The 15,321-nt window shown below is 52.7% G+C and carries 15 protein-coding genes; 14 read left to right on the forward strand and 1 reads right to left on the reverse strand.

Going from position 1 to position 15,321, the window contains the following annotated elements:
* Positions 1-139: 139 nt before the first annotated feature.
* The 5 genes from polA (at position 140) to ACJJJB_RS19530 (ending at position 6,212) form a co-directional block, all read left to right on the forward strand.
* Positions 140-2,878, forward strand: coding sequence for a DNA polymerase I (polA, locus tag ACJJJB_RS19510; protein WP_444945888.1), 2,739 nt, complete (start codon positions 140-142; stop codon positions 2,876-2,878).
* A gap of 457 nt (positions 2,879-3,335) precedes the next feature.
* Positions 3,336-3,980 (forward strand): dienelactone hydrolase family protein, encoded by a 645-nt coding sequence (locus ACJJJB_RS19515; protein ID WP_020413817.1) that lies wholly within the window; start codon positions 3,336-3,338, stop codon positions 3,978-3,980.
* Positions 3,977-4,945 carry a ribose-phosphate diphosphokinase gene (locus ACJJJB_RS19520; RefSeq protein WP_020413816.1) on the forward strand — a complete coding sequence of 323 codons (969 nt, stop codon included), beginning with the start codon at positions 3,977-3,979 and terminating at the stop codon, positions 4,943-4,945. Before ACJJJB_RS19515 ends, ACJJJB_RS19520 begins: the two co-directional genes overlap by 4 nt.
* 621 nt (positions 4,946-5,566) lie before the next feature.
* Positions 5,567-6,025: a hypothetical protein gene (locus tag ACJJJB_RS19525; RefSeq protein WP_020413815.1), complete on the forward strand. Its 459-nt coding sequence runs from the start codon at positions 5,567-5,569 to the stop codon at positions 6,023-6,025.
* A gap of 31 nt (positions 6,026-6,056) precedes the next feature.
* Entirely contained in the window at positions 6,057-6,212 is a 156-nt protein-coding gene (locus ACJJJB_RS19530; RefSeq protein WP_157533525.1) for a hypothetical protein, read from the forward strand.
* A 171-nt stretch (positions 6,213-6,383) separates the two neighbouring features.
* On the opposite strand, the gene yihA is transcribed toward ACJJJB_RS19530, so the two are convergent.
* Entirely contained in the window at positions 6,384-7,043 is a 660-nt protein-coding gene (yihA, locus tag ACJJJB_RS19535; RefSeq protein WP_020413814.1) for a ribosome biogenesis GTP-binding protein YihA/YsxC, read from the reverse strand.
* A 124-nt stretch (positions 7,044-7,167) separates the two neighbouring features.
* Between yihA and ACJJJB_RS19540 the strand changes: the two genes are divergently transcribed.
* The 9 genes from ACJJJB_RS19540 (at position 7,168) to ACJJJB_RS19580 (ending at position 15,217) form a co-directional block, all read left to right on the forward strand.
* A complete protein-coding gene (locus tag ACJJJB_RS19540; RefSeq protein ID WP_020413813.1) occupies positions 7,168-7,827 on the forward strand; it encodes a c-type cytochrome in 660 nt (219 codons plus the stop codon).
* A 230-nt stretch (positions 7,828-8,057) separates the two neighbouring features.
* Positions 8,058-8,744: a thiol:disulfide interchange protein DsbA/DsbL gene (locus ACJJJB_RS19545; protein WP_020413812.1), complete on the forward strand. Its 687-nt coding sequence runs from the start codon at positions 8,058-8,060 to the stop codon at positions 8,742-8,744.
* A 129-nt stretch (positions 8,745-8,873) separates the two neighbouring features.
* Positions 8,874-10,073: a hypothetical protein gene (locus tag ACJJJB_RS19550; protein WP_282951996.1), complete on the forward strand. Its 1,200-nt coding sequence runs from the start codon at positions 8,874-8,876 to the stop codon at positions 10,071-10,073.
* 46 nt (positions 10,074-10,119) lie between these two features.
* Positions 10,120-10,584 (forward strand): ecotin family protein, encoded by a 465-nt coding sequence (locus ACJJJB_RS19555; RefSeq protein ID WP_282951995.1) that lies wholly within the window; start codon positions 10,120-10,122, stop codon positions 10,582-10,584.
* Between the two features lie 265 nt (positions 10,585-10,849).
* On the forward strand, positions 10,850-11,335 hold the full coding sequence (locus tag ACJJJB_RS19560; RefSeq protein ID WP_353375820.1) for a hypothetical protein: 486 nt from the start codon (positions 10,850-10,852) through the stop codon (positions 11,333-11,335).
* An 88-nt stretch (positions 11,336-11,423) separates the two neighbouring features.
* The gene (locus ACJJJB_RS19565) at positions 11,424-12,140 is read left to right on the forward strand and encodes a hypothetical protein (protein ID WP_020413807.1); all 717 of its coding nucleotides are present in this window, start codon (positions 11,424-11,426) and stop codon (positions 12,138-12,140) included.
* A gap of 153 nt (positions 12,141-12,293) precedes the next feature.
* Positions 12,294-12,704, forward strand: coding sequence for an ACT domain-containing protein (locus ACJJJB_RS19570; protein ID WP_020413806.1), 411 nt, complete (start codon positions 12,294-12,296; stop codon positions 12,702-12,704).
* A 10-nt stretch (positions 12,705-12,714) separates the two neighbouring features.
* Positions 12,715-13,458, forward strand: coding sequence for a hypothetical protein (locus tag ACJJJB_RS19575; RefSeq protein ID WP_445365348.1), 744 nt, complete (start codon positions 12,715-12,717; stop codon positions 13,456-13,458).
* 139 nt (positions 13,459-13,597) lie between these two features.
* On the forward strand, positions 13,598-15,217 hold the full coding sequence (locus ACJJJB_RS19580) for a M28 family metallopeptidase (RefSeq protein ID WP_445365349.1): 1,620 nt from the start codon (positions 13,598-13,600) through the stop codon (positions 15,215-15,217).
* Positions 15,218-15,321: the final 104 nt, after the last annotated feature.

Here is a 15,321-nt window from a genome sequence, read left to right on the forward strand (position 1 = left end):
TTGATGCAATGTGAGGTACAGAGGCGGCAATTGCCTGTGAAGGATCTCGATAGGCGGAAAAACTATGTGAAGGGCGTTATCCTATCAGCCTGCCATTCGCGCCAAGCGCCCTAATAAGCAAGCAAGATTCCCATAATTTATGAGTAAACAAGATACCCACGCCGCCCCTCTGATCCTGGTGGATGGCTCGTCCTACCTTTACCGCGCTTTTCATGCCCTGCCGCCACTGGCTACCACCCAGGGTAAACCCACCGGGGCAGTGCGTGGTGTGATCAGCATGCTGCGCCGCCATTTGAAGGAGCATCCGGATAGCCCTGTAGTGGTGGTATTTGATGCCAAGGGCAAGACTTTTCGCGATGAGATGTTTGCTGAGTACAAGTCCCATCGCCCGCCTATGCCCGACGATCTGCGTGAGCAGATTCAGCCGATCCACGACATCATCGACGCCATGGGACTGCCGCGCCTGGTAGTTGATGGTGTTGAGGCGGATGACGTAATCGGTACCCTGGCTTTGGAAGCCCAGCGCAAAGGTCAGGAAGTCATTATCTCCACCGGTGATAAAGATATGGCGCAACTCGTGCGCCCCGGCGTCACCCTGGTCAATACCATGTCCAACACTGAAATGGATAGTGATGGTGTTGTAAAAAAATTTGGGGTTGGGCCTGAGCTGATTATCGACTTCCTCGCCCTGATGGGAGATAAGTCCGACAACATACCCGGTGTTCCCGGAGTAGGTGAGAAAACTGCACTGGCATTGTTACAGAATCTAGGCGGAATCAAGGATATTTACGCCAACCTGGATGCTATTGCGCCTCTAGGTTTTCGCGGTGCCAAGACCCTCGGCAGGAAAATGGCCGAGCATCGCGAGGCGGCAGAGCTTTCCTACAAGCTTGCGACCATCAAAACCGATGTAGAAATGCCTTACCATCCACAGGACCTGCACAATGCTGAGCCTAATACAGAGGCATTGATAGAACTGTTTACACAAAATGAATTTCGCGGCTGGTTGGAGGAGCTGACCAGTGAGGAAGCCGATGAAGCTATGGCTGAGGCTGTTGAGCGGGATTACGTTACAGTGACGGATATGGCGGAATTTGATGCTTGGCTGCAGCAGCTAAAAGACTCAGATATGTTCGCCTTTGATACCGAAACCACGAGCCTTAACTATATGCAGGCAAAATTGGTGGGGGTGTCTTTTGCCGTTCAACCACACCGCGCCGCGTACGTTCCCCTGGCCCATGACTATATGGGGGCACCTGAGCAGTTACCCTTTGAAGAGGTTTTGCAAAAACTAAAGCCCCTGCTGGAGGATGCCAGGCAGAAAAAAGTGGGTCAGAATCTCAAGTACGATAGTCATATTCTGGCCAATTACGGCATAGAGCTCAGCGGCATCACACGGGATACCATGTTGGAATCCTATGTGCTTGATAGTACCGGCAGTCGCCATGATATGGACAGCTTGGCGCTCAAGTACCTTGGTGAGCATACGGTGCACTTTGAGGATATTGCAGGAAAAGGCGTAAAGCAGCTCACTTTCAACCAGATTGAGCTGGATAAGGCTGGCCCCTATGCGGCTGAAGACGCGGATATCACCCTACGGTTACACAATGAGTTGGATTCCCGGTTGAGGCGGGAGCCAACTCTAATAAAGGTGCTCGATGAGATCGAGATGCCACTGTTGCCGGTACTCGCGCGTATGGAACGTAGTGGTGCCTATATTGATGCGAAGATGCTCGCGGAGCAGAGCGCGGAGCTTGAGCAGAAAATGCGAGAGCTGGAGCAACAGGCCTACGATGTAGCAGGTGAGGAATTTAACCTGGGCTCCACCAAGCAGCTTGGCGCCATCTTATTTGAGAAACTTCAGATTCCGGTAATTAAAAAGACCCCTAAAGGAGCACCTTCTACGGCAGAGGCGGTGCTGCAGGAGCTGGCTCATAACCATGAGCTGCCGGCTCTGATCATGCAGTACCGAGGTTTGGCAAAGTTGAAAAATACCTATACCGATAAACTGCCAAAAATGATCGACCCCAGCAGCGGGCGCGTGCATACCTCTTATCACCAGGCGGTGGCGGCCACAGGTCGCCTGTCTTCCAGTGATCCCAATTTGCAGAATATTCCTATTCGCACTGAGGAAGGACGTCGAATTCGTCGAGCTTTTACTGCCGACCCCCGAATTAATGGTGGCAGCGAAATTATCGCGGCGGATTATTCACAGATTGAGCTTCGTATCATGGCGCATTTGTCTGGCGACAGGGGGCTTCTGGATGCCTTTGCCCAGGGAGCGGATATCCACCGCGCCACCGCAGCCGAGGTCTTTGAAGTGGCTTTGGGCGAGGTGAGCGACGAACAGCGCCGCCGCGCCAAAGCGATCAACTTTGGTTTGATCTATGGCATGTCCGCTTTTGGCCTGGCAAAGCAATTGGATATTCCGCGCGGCGATGCACAGACTTATATCGATCGTTATTTCGAACGCTACCCGGGTGTGTTGCGCTATATGGAGGAAACACGTGCCCAGGCTGCAGAAAAAGGCTATGTCGAGACGCTGTTTGGTCGCCGGCTGTATCTTCCGGAAATTAATTCGCGCAATGGTATGCAGCGCCAAGCCGCTGAGCGTACAGCGATCAATGCGCCCATGCAGGGTACTGCCGCTGACATTATCAAGCGCGCTATGATCGCCGTTGATGCCTGGCTCACTGAAGAAAAGCTGTCTAGTAAGCTGATTATGCAGGTGCACGATGAACTAGTGCTTGAGGTACCCAAAGGGGAGATAGAGACAGTGGCCAATGGTTTAGTGGAACTGATGCAGGGTGCCGCCCAATTGCATGTGCCGTTAATTGTCGATGTCGGCCGTGGCAAAAGCTGGGATGAGGCCCACTGATTTTGCCTTAAAAGCACTTTGGCGCCACAAGATGGATATACCATCGTGACTTTTGTCACCTTGGCGGTTACACAGGTGCTTGTTTGAAGAAAATAGCGCCAATCTTCGTGTTTTGATCGGCGTTTTTACTTTCTTTGCATAAATTCGTGGAACTGTTCCGGCGACAGACTTTCTAAAAAGGCAAGATTGTTGGAATGCGTCATCATCCCCCAAGGAAGTCAGATGTTTGCCCCGGAACTCCCCCAAGTCCGGGGCATTTTTTTTGCCCTAAGACTTCTAACTCCCACAACCTAAACTGTTAATGGTTTAAGCCATTTGGCTCCAATTGGCAGAGCTTCTGGCGTTCTGCTGGTCTAGTCTGAGCACAACAGAGGATTTATTCATTCTGGTTTTTCTTCAGGCTTCTTTATCCCAGGGACACTATCGTGCCTGGCCAATTGTCTGTTGGAGGCAGTGGATGCAGAGCCAAGCCATAGCGCTGGCGACAGAAGACATAACTTTGAACGCCTCGCTCACGCTGCCACAGGGGGCGCGGGCACTGATAGTGTTTGCTCACGGCAGCGGCAGCAACAGGGCCAGTCCGCGCAATCTGACTGTTGCCAGTAGACTGAATGATGCTGGTTTTGCCACATTGTTGTTTGACTTATTGAGTGTCGAAGAGAGTCGCGCCGATGCTTCTACTTGCGAGTACCGCTTTGATATCGACCTGAGCGCAAGGCGCCTTGTGGAAGTTCTGGACTGGTCGGCCCATGAGGAGAGCACTGAGCACCTGAGAGTTGGTTTGTTCGGTGCCAGTACAGGTGCCGCCGTAGCCCTGGTGGCTGCCGCTGAGCGGCCGTCCCTGGTAGGCGCAGTGGTCTCGCGCGGTGGTCGGCCGGATCTTGCTGGCTCTGATCTGCCGCTGGTGAAAGCGCCGACGCTGTTGCTGGTCGGAGGGGATGACAAGCAGGTATTGGAGGTGAACAAAGAGGCCCTGACGCATATGGTAAATGGTCCTCGGTTACAGATTATTCCCCATGCGGGTCACCTGTTTGAGGAGCCCGGCGCCATGGATGAGGTAGTGCATCTTACTAGCCGCTGGTTTCGCACGAACCTGTTATGAGCCGTTTGAAACTTTTCAGCCTGGATGCCGGTGCCGATTTTGGCGGGCGAGTGGCGGCAGCCCTTGGAGAGCCACTGGCTCGACATGAAGAGCGCTATTTTGCTGATGGAGAGCACAAAGTGCGCCCCCTTGATGATGTGGAGGGGGCAGACGTATTCCTGGTGCAATCCTTATATGTCGACCCTCATAGCAGTGTGGATGAAAAATTGTTGCGCAGCTTGTTTTTCATTGGAGCTTTGCGGGATGCCGGTGCAATGCGGATAACCGCGGTGATGCCTTACCTGTGTTATGGACGCAAAGATCGGCGCACCAACCTGCGCGACCCACTGCCTACCCGCTATCTCGCCAGCTTATTGGAGGCGGTGGGTGCGCACACAGTAGTGACATTGGATGCCCATAATCTTTCCTCCTTTGAAAATGCTTTCCGCTGTCGCACAGTGCATTTATTGGCCGAATCTCCACTGTTGGATTTCGTCGTACCGCGCTTGGCGAATGAAACGCGGCCATTGGTTGTGCTGTCTCCGGATGAGGGGGGCATAAAGCGGGCGGAAAAATTGCGCAAGGCACTGGGTGAGCGATTACAGCGTCCGATTGGTAGGGTGTTTGTCGAGAAGTACCGGCGTGGAGAGCAGCTGACTGGTGGCACATTGGTCGGTAAAGTTGCCGGGGCTGCGGTCGTTATCGTAGATGACTTGATTGCCAGTGGCGCTACACTCTGCTGTGCCGCAGGTGCTGCGCAGAGAGCCGGAGCGGAACGGTTATTGGCGCTGGCCAGTCACGGCCAATTTAGTGGTGATGCTCGAAATGAATTGGCGCGCCTCCCCTTGGAGTGTCTGGCTGTCACTAATTCTTTGCCTCAGGTGAACTTGCCCAAGAATTGTGAATTGGTGGATTGTGCCCCCCTGGTGGCCGAAGCAATCCGTCGCCTGCATACCGCCGGCCCGGTGAGTGAGCTAACTATTTGAGGGCGCGTGGGAGTTGAGAATAACGCCACAATTGCTACTGGCGCCTGCTTCATTGATCTGGTTGCGTTGGTTTCAACGGATAGCTGGCGGTTTACATTTATTTACGCAAGCCCTGGGAACAAATGGGGGTGGTGATGTATCAGAAAGTACAGATCATTGTTGCTCCCTAACCCCAAAGCGTTCAGCTTTTTAACCCCGGACTTCCCCAACTCCGGGGTTTTTTTTGTCCCAGAAGATTTTTTTCTTACGAAAGTTGCCCTCCGTAAGTCTCCTTTTCATTGCGTGAATGGAATCTATTTCCTGAATTTATTTCTCTGTGAGCATAGTATTTACAGTTCTTCGATGATACCGGTTGGCGGCTGGGAATGTTTCTGGCACCAGCCTAGCCTTCAAGTAGGTTAAGGATGTGTTATCAAGGAACCCTCAGGCGTATCCGTCCCCCTGGATGCGTCTGGAAGTGCCCCACCCCAAGGGCACTGACCCCTAGCCGGCAGCCCCCATCTGCCGGCTTTTTTTATTCGGTGTGGCCCCCTCGCAGATTTGCAGAAAAACCTTCCTGACTTACTTGCAAATGATAATGGTTCGCATTAATGTTAATTGAGTTCTAACAGGGGGGTTACCGTGAATTTACGTTACCTATGTGCAAATCACCGTCAATGGTTGTTCGATAACAGGGATCGTGCAGAAAAGGCGTGGTTAGACTGGATGGAGCGCGGCAGGCTCCTAATAGAAGATGGACATCACTCGGAGGCTATTCCTTATCTGGGGTGTGCTTTTGATGTTGCCGGTATGTTGCTGGCACGCCAGTGGCCCAGCTATGCCGTTTCTGCGCAGCGCTTTAGCGAGAGCGCGGCCAGCCTGATGGAAGCTTACCGGGAGCAGGGCGATGAAAAATTACACCACTACATCCTCGCGGGAGCCAGTTCAGTACTCGCCCGCCAGCTGGGAGAGCGCGATAAAAATAAGGTTGCCGCTGAATGCATTAGTGCCCTCTACCCAGATGGCTCAGGAGAATTCATGTCAGCAGTCCCCAGAGGCAAAGCCGCAACTGGAGCCGAAACGAGTTGGCGCCTGCACTGAGGAACAGTCTCCCGCTGGGGAGCCTTCGGATTTGCTCACAGTTGCTATTCGCGAGGAGACTCTTGTTGAGTTATTGGCACAGCGGTACCTCTCTGCTGAAGAGCTATTCTGTCCAACGCCCAGGGCGCATCAACGGTTGCGCAAGGTCTTATTACGTGCCCTGATGCCAGTTGCGAAGCGCGGTTAGGCCCAGTGGGGTTAAATAGATCTGGCGGCCTTTGAGTCCCCGACCTCTCTGGTCGCCACCTTATTGATATCTACTGTACAGGTCTTGAGCAGTGGGGAAGGTATTGGTGGCAGTTTGGAGCCTGATCTGGGATTCGTCCCCCCGGTTGAGGCTCCTTCGGCAAGTGATACATTAGCCCCCTGCTGTATTTCCCTCTACTGGTGGGGCAAGCCATGCGTTTAATTTACGCTCCAGTTTGTCCAATCCAGCTTTCTTGGTGGAGGAAAAAGTCTGCACCGTTACACCACGGTCGAGGCCCTGCTGTTTGATGGCCTTTTCTACAGCAAAGCGGGCATTGTTAGCGGGGCCATTTTTTAGTTTGTCTGCCTTGGTGAGTAGGATATGCACAGGCAGACCGGCTTCAACGGCCCATGTGAGCATATGTATATCGAACTCTTTGAGAGGTTGTCGAATATCCATCAATAGCACCAGGCCTTTCAGGCAGGTGCGCTGCTCCAGGTATTCGGCCAGATGGCGTTGCCATTCGTCCTTCATGGCGCGGGCTACTTTGGCGTAGCCGTATCCCGGCAGGTCCACCAGGCGCTGTTGCTCGGAAAGGCTGAAGAAGTTGATCAGCTGGGTGCGACCAGGGGTTTTAGAGGTGCGTGCTAATTTGTTATTGCCGGTAAGGGCGTTTATGGCGCTGGATTTGCCCGCATTGGAGCGGCCGGCGAACGCTACCTCCGCACCTGAGTCCTCTGGACACTCAGTCAGGGTGGGGGCACTGGTAAGAAATCGTATAGTACGATAGTTCAGTTTTTGCGGTTGGGCTTCAAATTCGGTAATTGACATCGTTTAAGTCTGCTGATTCGGTACACTCGCTTGGCGCGCAAGTATATAATGCCGCGGTTTTCGCGTCGCAGGACTATTGGGGGCGACACGAAACGCCATATCTCAGCGCGCAACGGGACGACGTATGAACAGCATTATCAAGAACACTGCTCTGGCACTCGGTTTGGTTATCGGCCTGGGGGCCGTACCCTTTGCAATGGCCTCGGGCGATGCTGCTGCGGGCAAGGCGAAAGCCGCCCAGTGCGCCGCTTGTCACGGTACTGATGGCAACAGCCTGGCCCCGGCCTTCCCAAAAATTGCCGGCCTCGGCGAAAAATATCTCTATAAGCAGCTCAAGGACATCCAGGACAAAACCCGCGATGTGCCGCAGATGATTGGCCAGCTGGATAACTTCAATGACCAGGATCTGCAGGATATTGCCGCTTACTTCGCTTCCCAGCCCATGCAACTCTCCGGTTCCGAGGCGATCGCCATTAAATTAAACAGTGGAGACAGTGTTGACGGCCTGGCGTTCGGGCGCAAGCTGTACCGAGCCGGCAATATGGAGACCGGGGTGCCCGCATGTATGGGTTGTCACTCTCCCACTGGATTGGGCAATGCGCCCGCTGGTTACCCGCGTCTGTCCGGTCAGTATCCCGAGTACATTGAGGCTCAACTTAAAGCTTTCCGCGCTGGTACCCGCGATAATGATGGCGATACCCGCACCATGCGTACCGTAGCCAAGCAGCTCTCTGATGCAGAGATTAAGGCTGTGGCCAACTACATTGCTGGTCTGACAGAGTAAATCACCCAGTCACAGTAACGAGAGGCCGGTCACACACCGGCCTTTTTTGTACCCGAAGCTCGCTTAAAGGCCGGGGAATTGGGTAAAGTATTGCAGCTTTTACGGCGTTTCCTTGCGAGTGGCAACGGGAACTTAAATAATCTGCGTTGTCTATTGTGTCCTCAGTGGTCCGCCAGCCAGTCGCAAGCCGGTATTCGAATCACGAATGTACAAGTTGGAGAAGACTTATTATGAGAGCAGTTCTCGCCCCAATAACGATGGTAGTGGCTGTATTGTTCAGTCTGGTGGCCTGCGCCCAGGAAAGCGGCGAGTTTAAGGCTGGCCAGCACTATCAGGTACTACCACAGGCGGTTGCACAAAAGAGCAATAACAAAATCGAAGTTACTGAAATGTTCTGGTACGGCTGTGCTCACTGCTACCATTTCGAACCTACTCTGGATCGCTGGAAAAAGAATATGCCCAGTGATGTTGCTCTGCTTAAGTTGCCCGCCATTTGGCAGCCTGTGATGGATGTGCACGCGCGCCTGTTCTACGTGGCTGATGCTATGGGTGTTCTGGAGAAAATGCATACTCCGCTGTTCAATACTATCTACAACCAGCGCCAGATGCTGGCTACCCGCGAGGGACGTAATTGGAAGCCGGACCTGCAGGCAATTGAAGCCTTGTTTAACAAGCACGGTGCTGACGGTGCCAAGGCTGCCAAGCTGATGAACTCCTTCGCCATCAACAGCAAGGTTAAGCAAGGTATGGCCAATCAGCGTGCCTACAAAATGACAGGTACTCCAGAAGTGGTTGTAGCCGGAAAGTATCGTATCAGTTCCTCATTGCCAGGCTATAAGGGCAAGAGCAACTCCCAGGAAGTGATGCTGCAGGTGGCGGATTACCTAATCGCTAAGGAACGCGCAGATCGCGGTTGACATTCCTGTTGAGACAAACCCCGCCTTGAGCGGGGTTTTTTATATCCGGCGTTCCTGTAGGACCAATCTTTAGACCAAACTTGTGCCTATGCGGCGCCCTTTGGCTGCAATGCCCACCGGGAAGTACCCATGAGATACAAATGGATCTGGCTCTGCCTTTGCTTCCTGGCCCTGTCCCCTGAAATTCTGTTGGCACAGCTTGCCCCAGAGAACGACAGGCTGGCTGCGCGAGCCAGCAACCTCCTCTCCTATATCGCAGTGGACTACGGCGACGCTGTGGATGGTGGCAAGTTGCTCGACTCCGGGCTCTACCAATTGCAGCAACAACATGCCATTCAGGCTCTGCAGTTGGTGCTGCAGCTACCAGATCGGCCTGGCCGTAACTCTCTAGAAAAGGGAATCACTGAATTAGGTAAGGCTATAGAGCGCAGGGAGAGTGGGAAAACGGTGAGGCGGCGCGCCAATGAACTGGCCGACCGATTGGCGGCTCTTTACCAAATGCAAAGGTCACCGGCCCACACACTGCCGGCAGCGAGCCTTGCTATGCCTCTCTATCAAGAGCGATGTGCCAGCTGTCACGGTGGCCAGGGTGAGGGTGGAGTGAGCGGGCCGGGTTTTCTCGAAGCATCCCGAATAGGCAATTTCAGTCTCTATGACCTCTATAACACTTTGGACCCCACGGTTGATGAGATTCATGGACTTGATATTGATGGCAGTCTGACTGTCTGGCAGCGTTGGGCACTGGCAGTGACCGTGGCTGCTTTTTCAGTTCAAGGTCAGTTGCCTCCGGCTGCAGATATCGCTGAGCGTTACCCAGCCCTGGTGGGCTTGCCCGGTCTGGCGGTCACACGCCCGGTAGAATTGCCAGCTGATGCACAGAAGGCTTTGATGTGGTGGCGTGCCCACCCTCACTTAGTGCGCGCGCTGGAGCCCCCATTGGCCAGGGCTGATGGCCTGCTGCAACTGGCGCTCACGGATTATCGCAGTGGAGATAAAGCCGGTGCCTACCACAAGCTGATGCTCGCCTATCGCGAAGGTTATCTCCCACTGCGGTCACAAATTGAAGTTCGGGACCAAGTACTAATGAGCCAACTACAGTCGCGATGGCAGCTGCTTCGCAGTCAAGTATTAACAGGTGCGCCGAATACTAAGGTAATTGCCTCCTTCCAAGACCTGCGAGCCATGCTGGCTTCGGCACAGACCCGAATCGAACCAGCAGTGGACAGAGGCTATAAATTCTTTGGAGCTTTGCTGCTCTTTATCGTGGCCCTGGTGTTGGGATTAACTCTGTGGTGGGGGCTGCGGCGGAAAAAGCTGTCTAAACTTTAAGGAGGTTTGTGCGCCAGAACAGAGGTCGTTAGCTGAGGAAGTCCCAATGGCAAGATCCTTCGTTGCATCACTGGTTCTTTTTAGTAGTCTAACGGCCCAGGCCGCGGAGCCACTGGACGCCTTCCCGGTGGAAGTGGAGGGAAAGCAGCGCCATGTTATTCAGCTGCCAAAAGTAGTGGATGAAAGCCGTTTTATGGTGGAACTGGTGCCAGGAAAGAGTGAAGTCGCAGATTGTAACCTGCAAAGCTTCTCTGCACCGCTGGAGCGCCAGTTATTACCGGGCTGGGGCTATCCCTACTATGTTTTGTCTGAACTGAAGGCAACACCTGATACACAAAAGGTATGTGCGCCGGGGTCTGAGTCGAGGCGCTTTATTCGCGTGCGGGCTGAAGGCCTTATACTGCCTTACAGAAGTAGCCTGCCGCTGGTGGTGTACATGCCACAAGGTGTACAGCTCAAGTATCGCGTGTGGCGGGCGGATAAAAATATGTCTGATGCGCGCACCCGGTAAAGACCGCTCTCCTTCTCTTGATCAAACCTATTTATTCCATGCGCCTTTCTGGCGTCTCATTTAATATTTTTAATGCTTCTAATGCCACTGTGGGATTTTGCGTCTAGCCTTACTAAGCAAAGGATGTGAAAAGGAGCGCCTAAGCAACTTTTCACGCCGGTCGCCAAGGCTGTAACCGGACAGGAAAATTGGTGGCAACTTGGCCGCCGTTCGCAGAAACTCCACCTCGCGGTAGCTTCCGCGGGCTGACACAGTAGAGTAGCGCATGAAGTATTTGCGTCTTTCCCTATCGAATCGTGTCCTGGTTTCCCTCTTTCAGACTTATGCCGTCGTCTTGGTGCTTTTTCTGCTGTTGCCACTAGCAGCTGCAGCGGAGTCAGCGCAACAGAAATGGGCTGGCAACTGGCTGGTGGTTAGCGAGGGTGATGACCAATTGGTTTGGCAGCTGAACGCCGATGGTTCTGGCTATGCCTATGGCTTTAACTCTGGTGGACGCCTGACCCATGGATTCGCAATCAACTGGCAGCTCGATGGTGATCGAGTGCGGGTTCGCACCGGCGCTTCGGTTCACTGTAAGGGCGGTGTGGTGTCAGTGGCATTTCGGGGTTGGAGTAAATCCACGCTGCTATTCGCAGTGATTGATGGTCGACACTGGCTGCAGGCGGGAGGTGGCTTACTGAGCTTCCAGCGTCGACTCAGCAGCTGGCGTACACCGAAAGCGGGTAGCAATTGTCCGAATATTGCCAGCTGAGCGCTTTTCAATGTCATTTCAGGCTCGAAATGTCAAAGCCAGGAGTAATCCACTCAGGGAAGAATATGCCAACCTCCGGAGAAGCTTCGTGATTCAGAGGTGCCTGACTGTCGCTCTGATATTTATGCTCACCTGTACCTCGGTATTTGCGAAAGAGGAAATTAATAAGAAAGAAAAAGAGAAAACGCGAGTCGATGGTTGGCATGCACAGTCTCGTCTTAATGCCAGTCAGTGGGTTGGCGCCTGGTTAATCTCCAGAGATGGTGAAGCCCGCCATGTCTGGAGTTTAAAACCAGATGGTACTGGTCGCTCTTATGCATTTCTACCGAATAAGAAAGGGAAAATGCAGTTTGCTTTTGGGTACGATATACATTGGTACTTTGACCCATTCACACAGATGGCAAATATCAAAACCGGCCGCAGGATTATTTGTCGTCGTGGAAAAATATATCCGTATTTCCTGACCCTGAAATCTTATGAAAGTGACTATGCAGTGCGGGGAAAGTTTGCTTGGCAGACTACCTGGACGGAAGTGAGTATCGGCCGCAATAGGCTGCATAAATCTCTGGTGGTTTTTGTTGCCCCCCTCTCTGCTTGGCACGACCCGGAACGGGATGCGCCTTGCCCGGAATTTCCTAGCCTGGATCTTGAGAAAGATATCGATTCAGCCTTGAAAAGCTGGGAGAGAGAGGAGTCCCCGGATTTAGAAGTGGATACTACTCCGGCTCAAGGTGAACCGGAATTTGAGGGGGAGGAATTAAAAGAAACTGCAAAAAAAGGCGTGAAGAAGCGCAAGCGAAATTAGAATAAAAATCTCCAAGCCTAAGGGGTGCTCCTAAACAGAACATGTTCAGAGCATCTGGTCATTTTTCCAAGAATTCATAGCTGGTGGCTTGTGGATACAAGGTAGCTATTGGTTATCAATCGCTGAAGGTCTTCAAAAAAATGGCATTAGGATATGAGTGCTGAAGTCTCCCTCGCCAAGATCTTGCGAAATATGTATCCAAAACTGCAGGAAGAAACTTTCGTTTTTTGTCAGGTGTCTGATACTCGTCTCGAGGAAATACTGGCGGAAAGCCTGTGTATCTTCCGCGAAGGGGAGGGCATGAGTGCAATAATGCCGTTACACCTGGCCCAACAATATGGCATCGCCTCTAGCGCACCATTTCGACAGATTACTTTACAGGTATTTTCTGGACTCAGTGCGGTGGGGTTGACTGCAACTATCGCTGGGGAGTTGGCAGAAGCCGGTATCGTTGCCAATGTGGTGACTGCTTTGCGTCACGACCATATCTTTGTTCCGGAAGACAGCGCCGAACGCGCCCTGCAGCTATTGCGGGGTATAAGCAATCGGGTGCAGTACACCTGAGCGAAAGCCAGTGCGAATCAACTATCCACAGGCCCAACCCCACGGAGAGATTCGCCAGCTCTTGCCAGATCTGTTCTGCGTTCCGGGCACCGTAAAACTGGCTCCCGGTGTGACTATTAATCGTAATATGGCCATAGTGCGTTGGCGAGAAGATCTAACTTTGATAAACCCCGTACGTCTGCGTCCTCAACAGGAGGAAAAGTTGCGCGATCTCGGTAGAGTCCGCCATGCAGTCCGTCTCGGTTACCATCATGGCCAAGATGACCTCTATTACCGAGATCATTTCGACCTTACCTTTTGGCGGCAGGTTGGCTCTGATTTTTATCCCCCTGGTGCTGACCGGGTGATCAGGGAGAATGGAGAGTGCCCTATACCTGATGGACGTTTCCTGGAATTTTGCCACAGCCGTTTTCCAGAGGCAGTGCTTTGGTTGCCGTTTAATGGTGGTTTGCTGCTGAGCTGTGATGCCTTGCAGTATTGGGGTAGTTGGGGTGGTTGTAACTGGTTTGGCCGCAATCTCTTGCGCTTATCCGGTTTGCGTTGTGGAATGCAGATTCCACCTGCATGGCGCACGCGTATGACCCCGGATGGAGGTGACCCCAGTTATCATTTACAGGTCGACTTTCGGCGTTTGCTAGGCCTAAGTTTCCTACATCTATTGGCTGCTCACGGTGAATTTTGTCCTGATTGCGCCTATGAAAAGGTAGTTACCGCCGTGGAGCGGGCTTTCCCGGGGATTGATAAGGCAGCCTGAAAGTTATTCCGATACCAATTTTGGGTAAATAATCGCTAACGGTATTCTGCACGCAGTTACTGTCTATCGTGATAAGCTTGCGCCCCTTTCACTGGCGGCATCAACCCGTCGCGATGGTTTATTGAGAAGTAGAGCTCCCATGAGAAGCAAGATCCTGTTCAGTGCCCTTTTGGTGGCCCTGTTGGTGGCCTGCACCACTGTCCCCACGACTTCCGCTCCCAGTGCCAATACCGACCATATCCGCCGGGATGTGGATTACTTGGCATCGGCTGAACTGGAAGGTCGCGATACCGGCAGTGAGGGTTATCGCAAGGCTGCACAGTATGTTGCGGAACAGTTCGAACGTATGGGGTTGGCCCCCGCCGGTGATGAGGGTTACTTCCAGGACGTGCCTTTCCGCAGTGCAAGCTGGAATGGTGCAGAGCCTAGCTTTGTCCTGAAGGGGAAGAGTGGGCATGTCACTTTCCGTTTTGGCGAGGACTTTATCGCAGGTCCATCGGCGGTCAGTGAGCGCAGTAGCCTGGAAGCAGATTTGGTGTTTGTTGGTTACGGAATCGAGGCCCCTGAGTACAACCTCAATGATTATGCTGGCTTAAATGTTCAGGGCAAGGTGGCGGTGATCCTGAGTGGACGTCCCGAGAGCCTACCCAGTGAAGTTGGAGCCCACTACGCTTCAAGCCGTAATAAGCGTGAAACTGCCGCCCGCCACGGGGCCGTCGGCTACATCACCGTATATACCCCGGAAAGGGAAAAGCGTCGCCCCTTTGCCCGCTATGCCGAGCATCGTCACGATGACACCTTTGATTGGGTTAATAGGGAAGGCAACCCGGGCAGTGCAACTCCCGGGCTGCACCCAGGCGTTATGCTCAGCAGCGAAGCAGCGGCCAAGCTATTTGTCGGTGCGCAAAGCAGCCTGGAAAGCATCTTCAGCGATATTGAAAAAGGTCAGAATCCGAAGGGATTTCCACTGCCTTACAGTGCAGCACTAGGTACTAGTTCCAAACATAAGGAAACTACCAGTCCCAATGTGGTGGCAGTATTACCTGGCAGTGATCCCCTTTTAAAAAATGAATATGTAGTCTTCTCGGCCCACCTTGATCATATTGGTAAAAAAGAGGATGGCCAAATTTACTATGGTGCCCAGGACAATGCAGCAGGCATAGCAGTAATGCTGGAAACTGCGCGTCTGTTCGTGGAATCCGGTCATGCGCCACGGCGCTCACTATTATTTGTGGCTGTGACCGGAGAAGAGAAAGGGCTGTTAGGATCAGATTACTTTGCTGAATATCCTACCGTTCCTTTGCAGTCTATAGTAGCCAATATCAATCTTGATATGCCTATGCTGCTGTACCCGTTTCGCGACATTATCGCCTTCGGTGCCGAGCACTCGTCCTTGGGGCAGATTGCCGAGCGTGCCGCAGTGCGCAGTGGCTTAAAACTGAGCCCAGATCCCATGCCGGAAGAAGTGATCTTTGTTCGCAGTGATCACTACAATTTTGTGCGCCGAGGTATTCCCTCAATTTACCTGATTACTGGACGAGAGGCTCAGGATCCAAATATTGATGGTACCGCTATGCAAGTGGCCTTCCTGAAAGAGAGCTATCACAAGCCCGGGGATGCTCCCGATGCAGGGGTGAATTATATAGCTGCCAAGCAGTTTACCGAGGTAAATTACCTAATTGCCAGGGAAGTGGCAGATGCTGAGGGCAAGCCATTCTGGTATGAGGGGGATTTCTTTGGGGAGTTGTTTGGAAGGTAGCCCGTAAAAACTTCTTATTAAATCTATAAAAAATTTGTGAATGGATTCTTTTCTTCTGCAAGCTATACGATTGAATGCCATATGGCTGGTTACAAAGAGCAGAG

The sequence above is a fragment of the Microbulbifer variabilis genome, from assembly GCF_052468405.1.

What these genes read in the sequence shown, in the direction of transcription:
- ACJJJB_RS19570 (WP_020413806.1), top strand. Translation starts at nt 12,294, where the DNA reads ATGAGTGCTGAAGTCTCCCTCGCCAAGATCTTGCGAAATATGTATCCA.
- ACJJJB_RS19540 (WP_020413813.1), top strand. Translation starts at nt 7,168, where the DNA reads ATGAACAGCATTATCAAGAACACTGCTCTGGCACTCGGTTTGGTTATC.
- ACJJJB_RS19550 (WP_282951996.1), top strand. Translation starts at nt 8,874, where the DNA reads ATGAGATACAAATGGATCTGGCTCTGCCTTTGCTTCCTGGCCCTGTCC.
- ACJJJB_RS19515 (WP_020413817.1), top strand. Translation starts at nt 3,336, where the DNA reads ATGCAGAGCCAAGCCATAGCGCTGGCGACAGAAGACATAACTTTGAAC.
- polA (WP_444945888.1), top strand. Translation starts at nt 140, where the DNA reads ATGAGTAAACAAGATACCCACGCCGCCCCTCTGATCCTGGTGGATGGC.
- ACJJJB_RS19580 (WP_445365349.1), top strand. Translation starts at nt 13,598, where the DNA reads ATGAGAAGCAAGATCCTGTTCAGTGCCCTTTTGGTGGCCCTGTTGGTG.
- ACJJJB_RS19555 (WP_282951995.1), top strand. Translation starts at nt 10,120, where the DNA reads ATGGCAAGATCCTTCGTTGCATCACTGGTTCTTTTTAGTAGTCTAACG.
- ACJJJB_RS19520 (WP_020413816.1), top strand. Translation starts at nt 3,977, where the DNA reads ATGAGCCGTTTGAAACTTTTCAGCCTGGATGCCGGTGCCGATTTTGGC.
- ACJJJB_RS19560 (WP_353375820.1), top strand. Translation starts at nt 10,850, where the DNA reads ATGAAGTATTTGCGTCTTTCCCTATCGAATCGTGTCCTGGTTTCCCTC.
- yihA (WP_020413814.1), bottom strand. Translation starts at nt 7,043, where the DNA reads ATGTCAATTACCGAATTTGAAGCCCAACCGCAAAAACTGAACTATCGT.
- ACJJJB_RS19545 (WP_020413812.1), top strand. Translation starts at nt 8,058, where the DNA reads ATGAGAGCAGTTCTCGCCCCAATAACGATGGTAGTGGCTGTATTGTTC.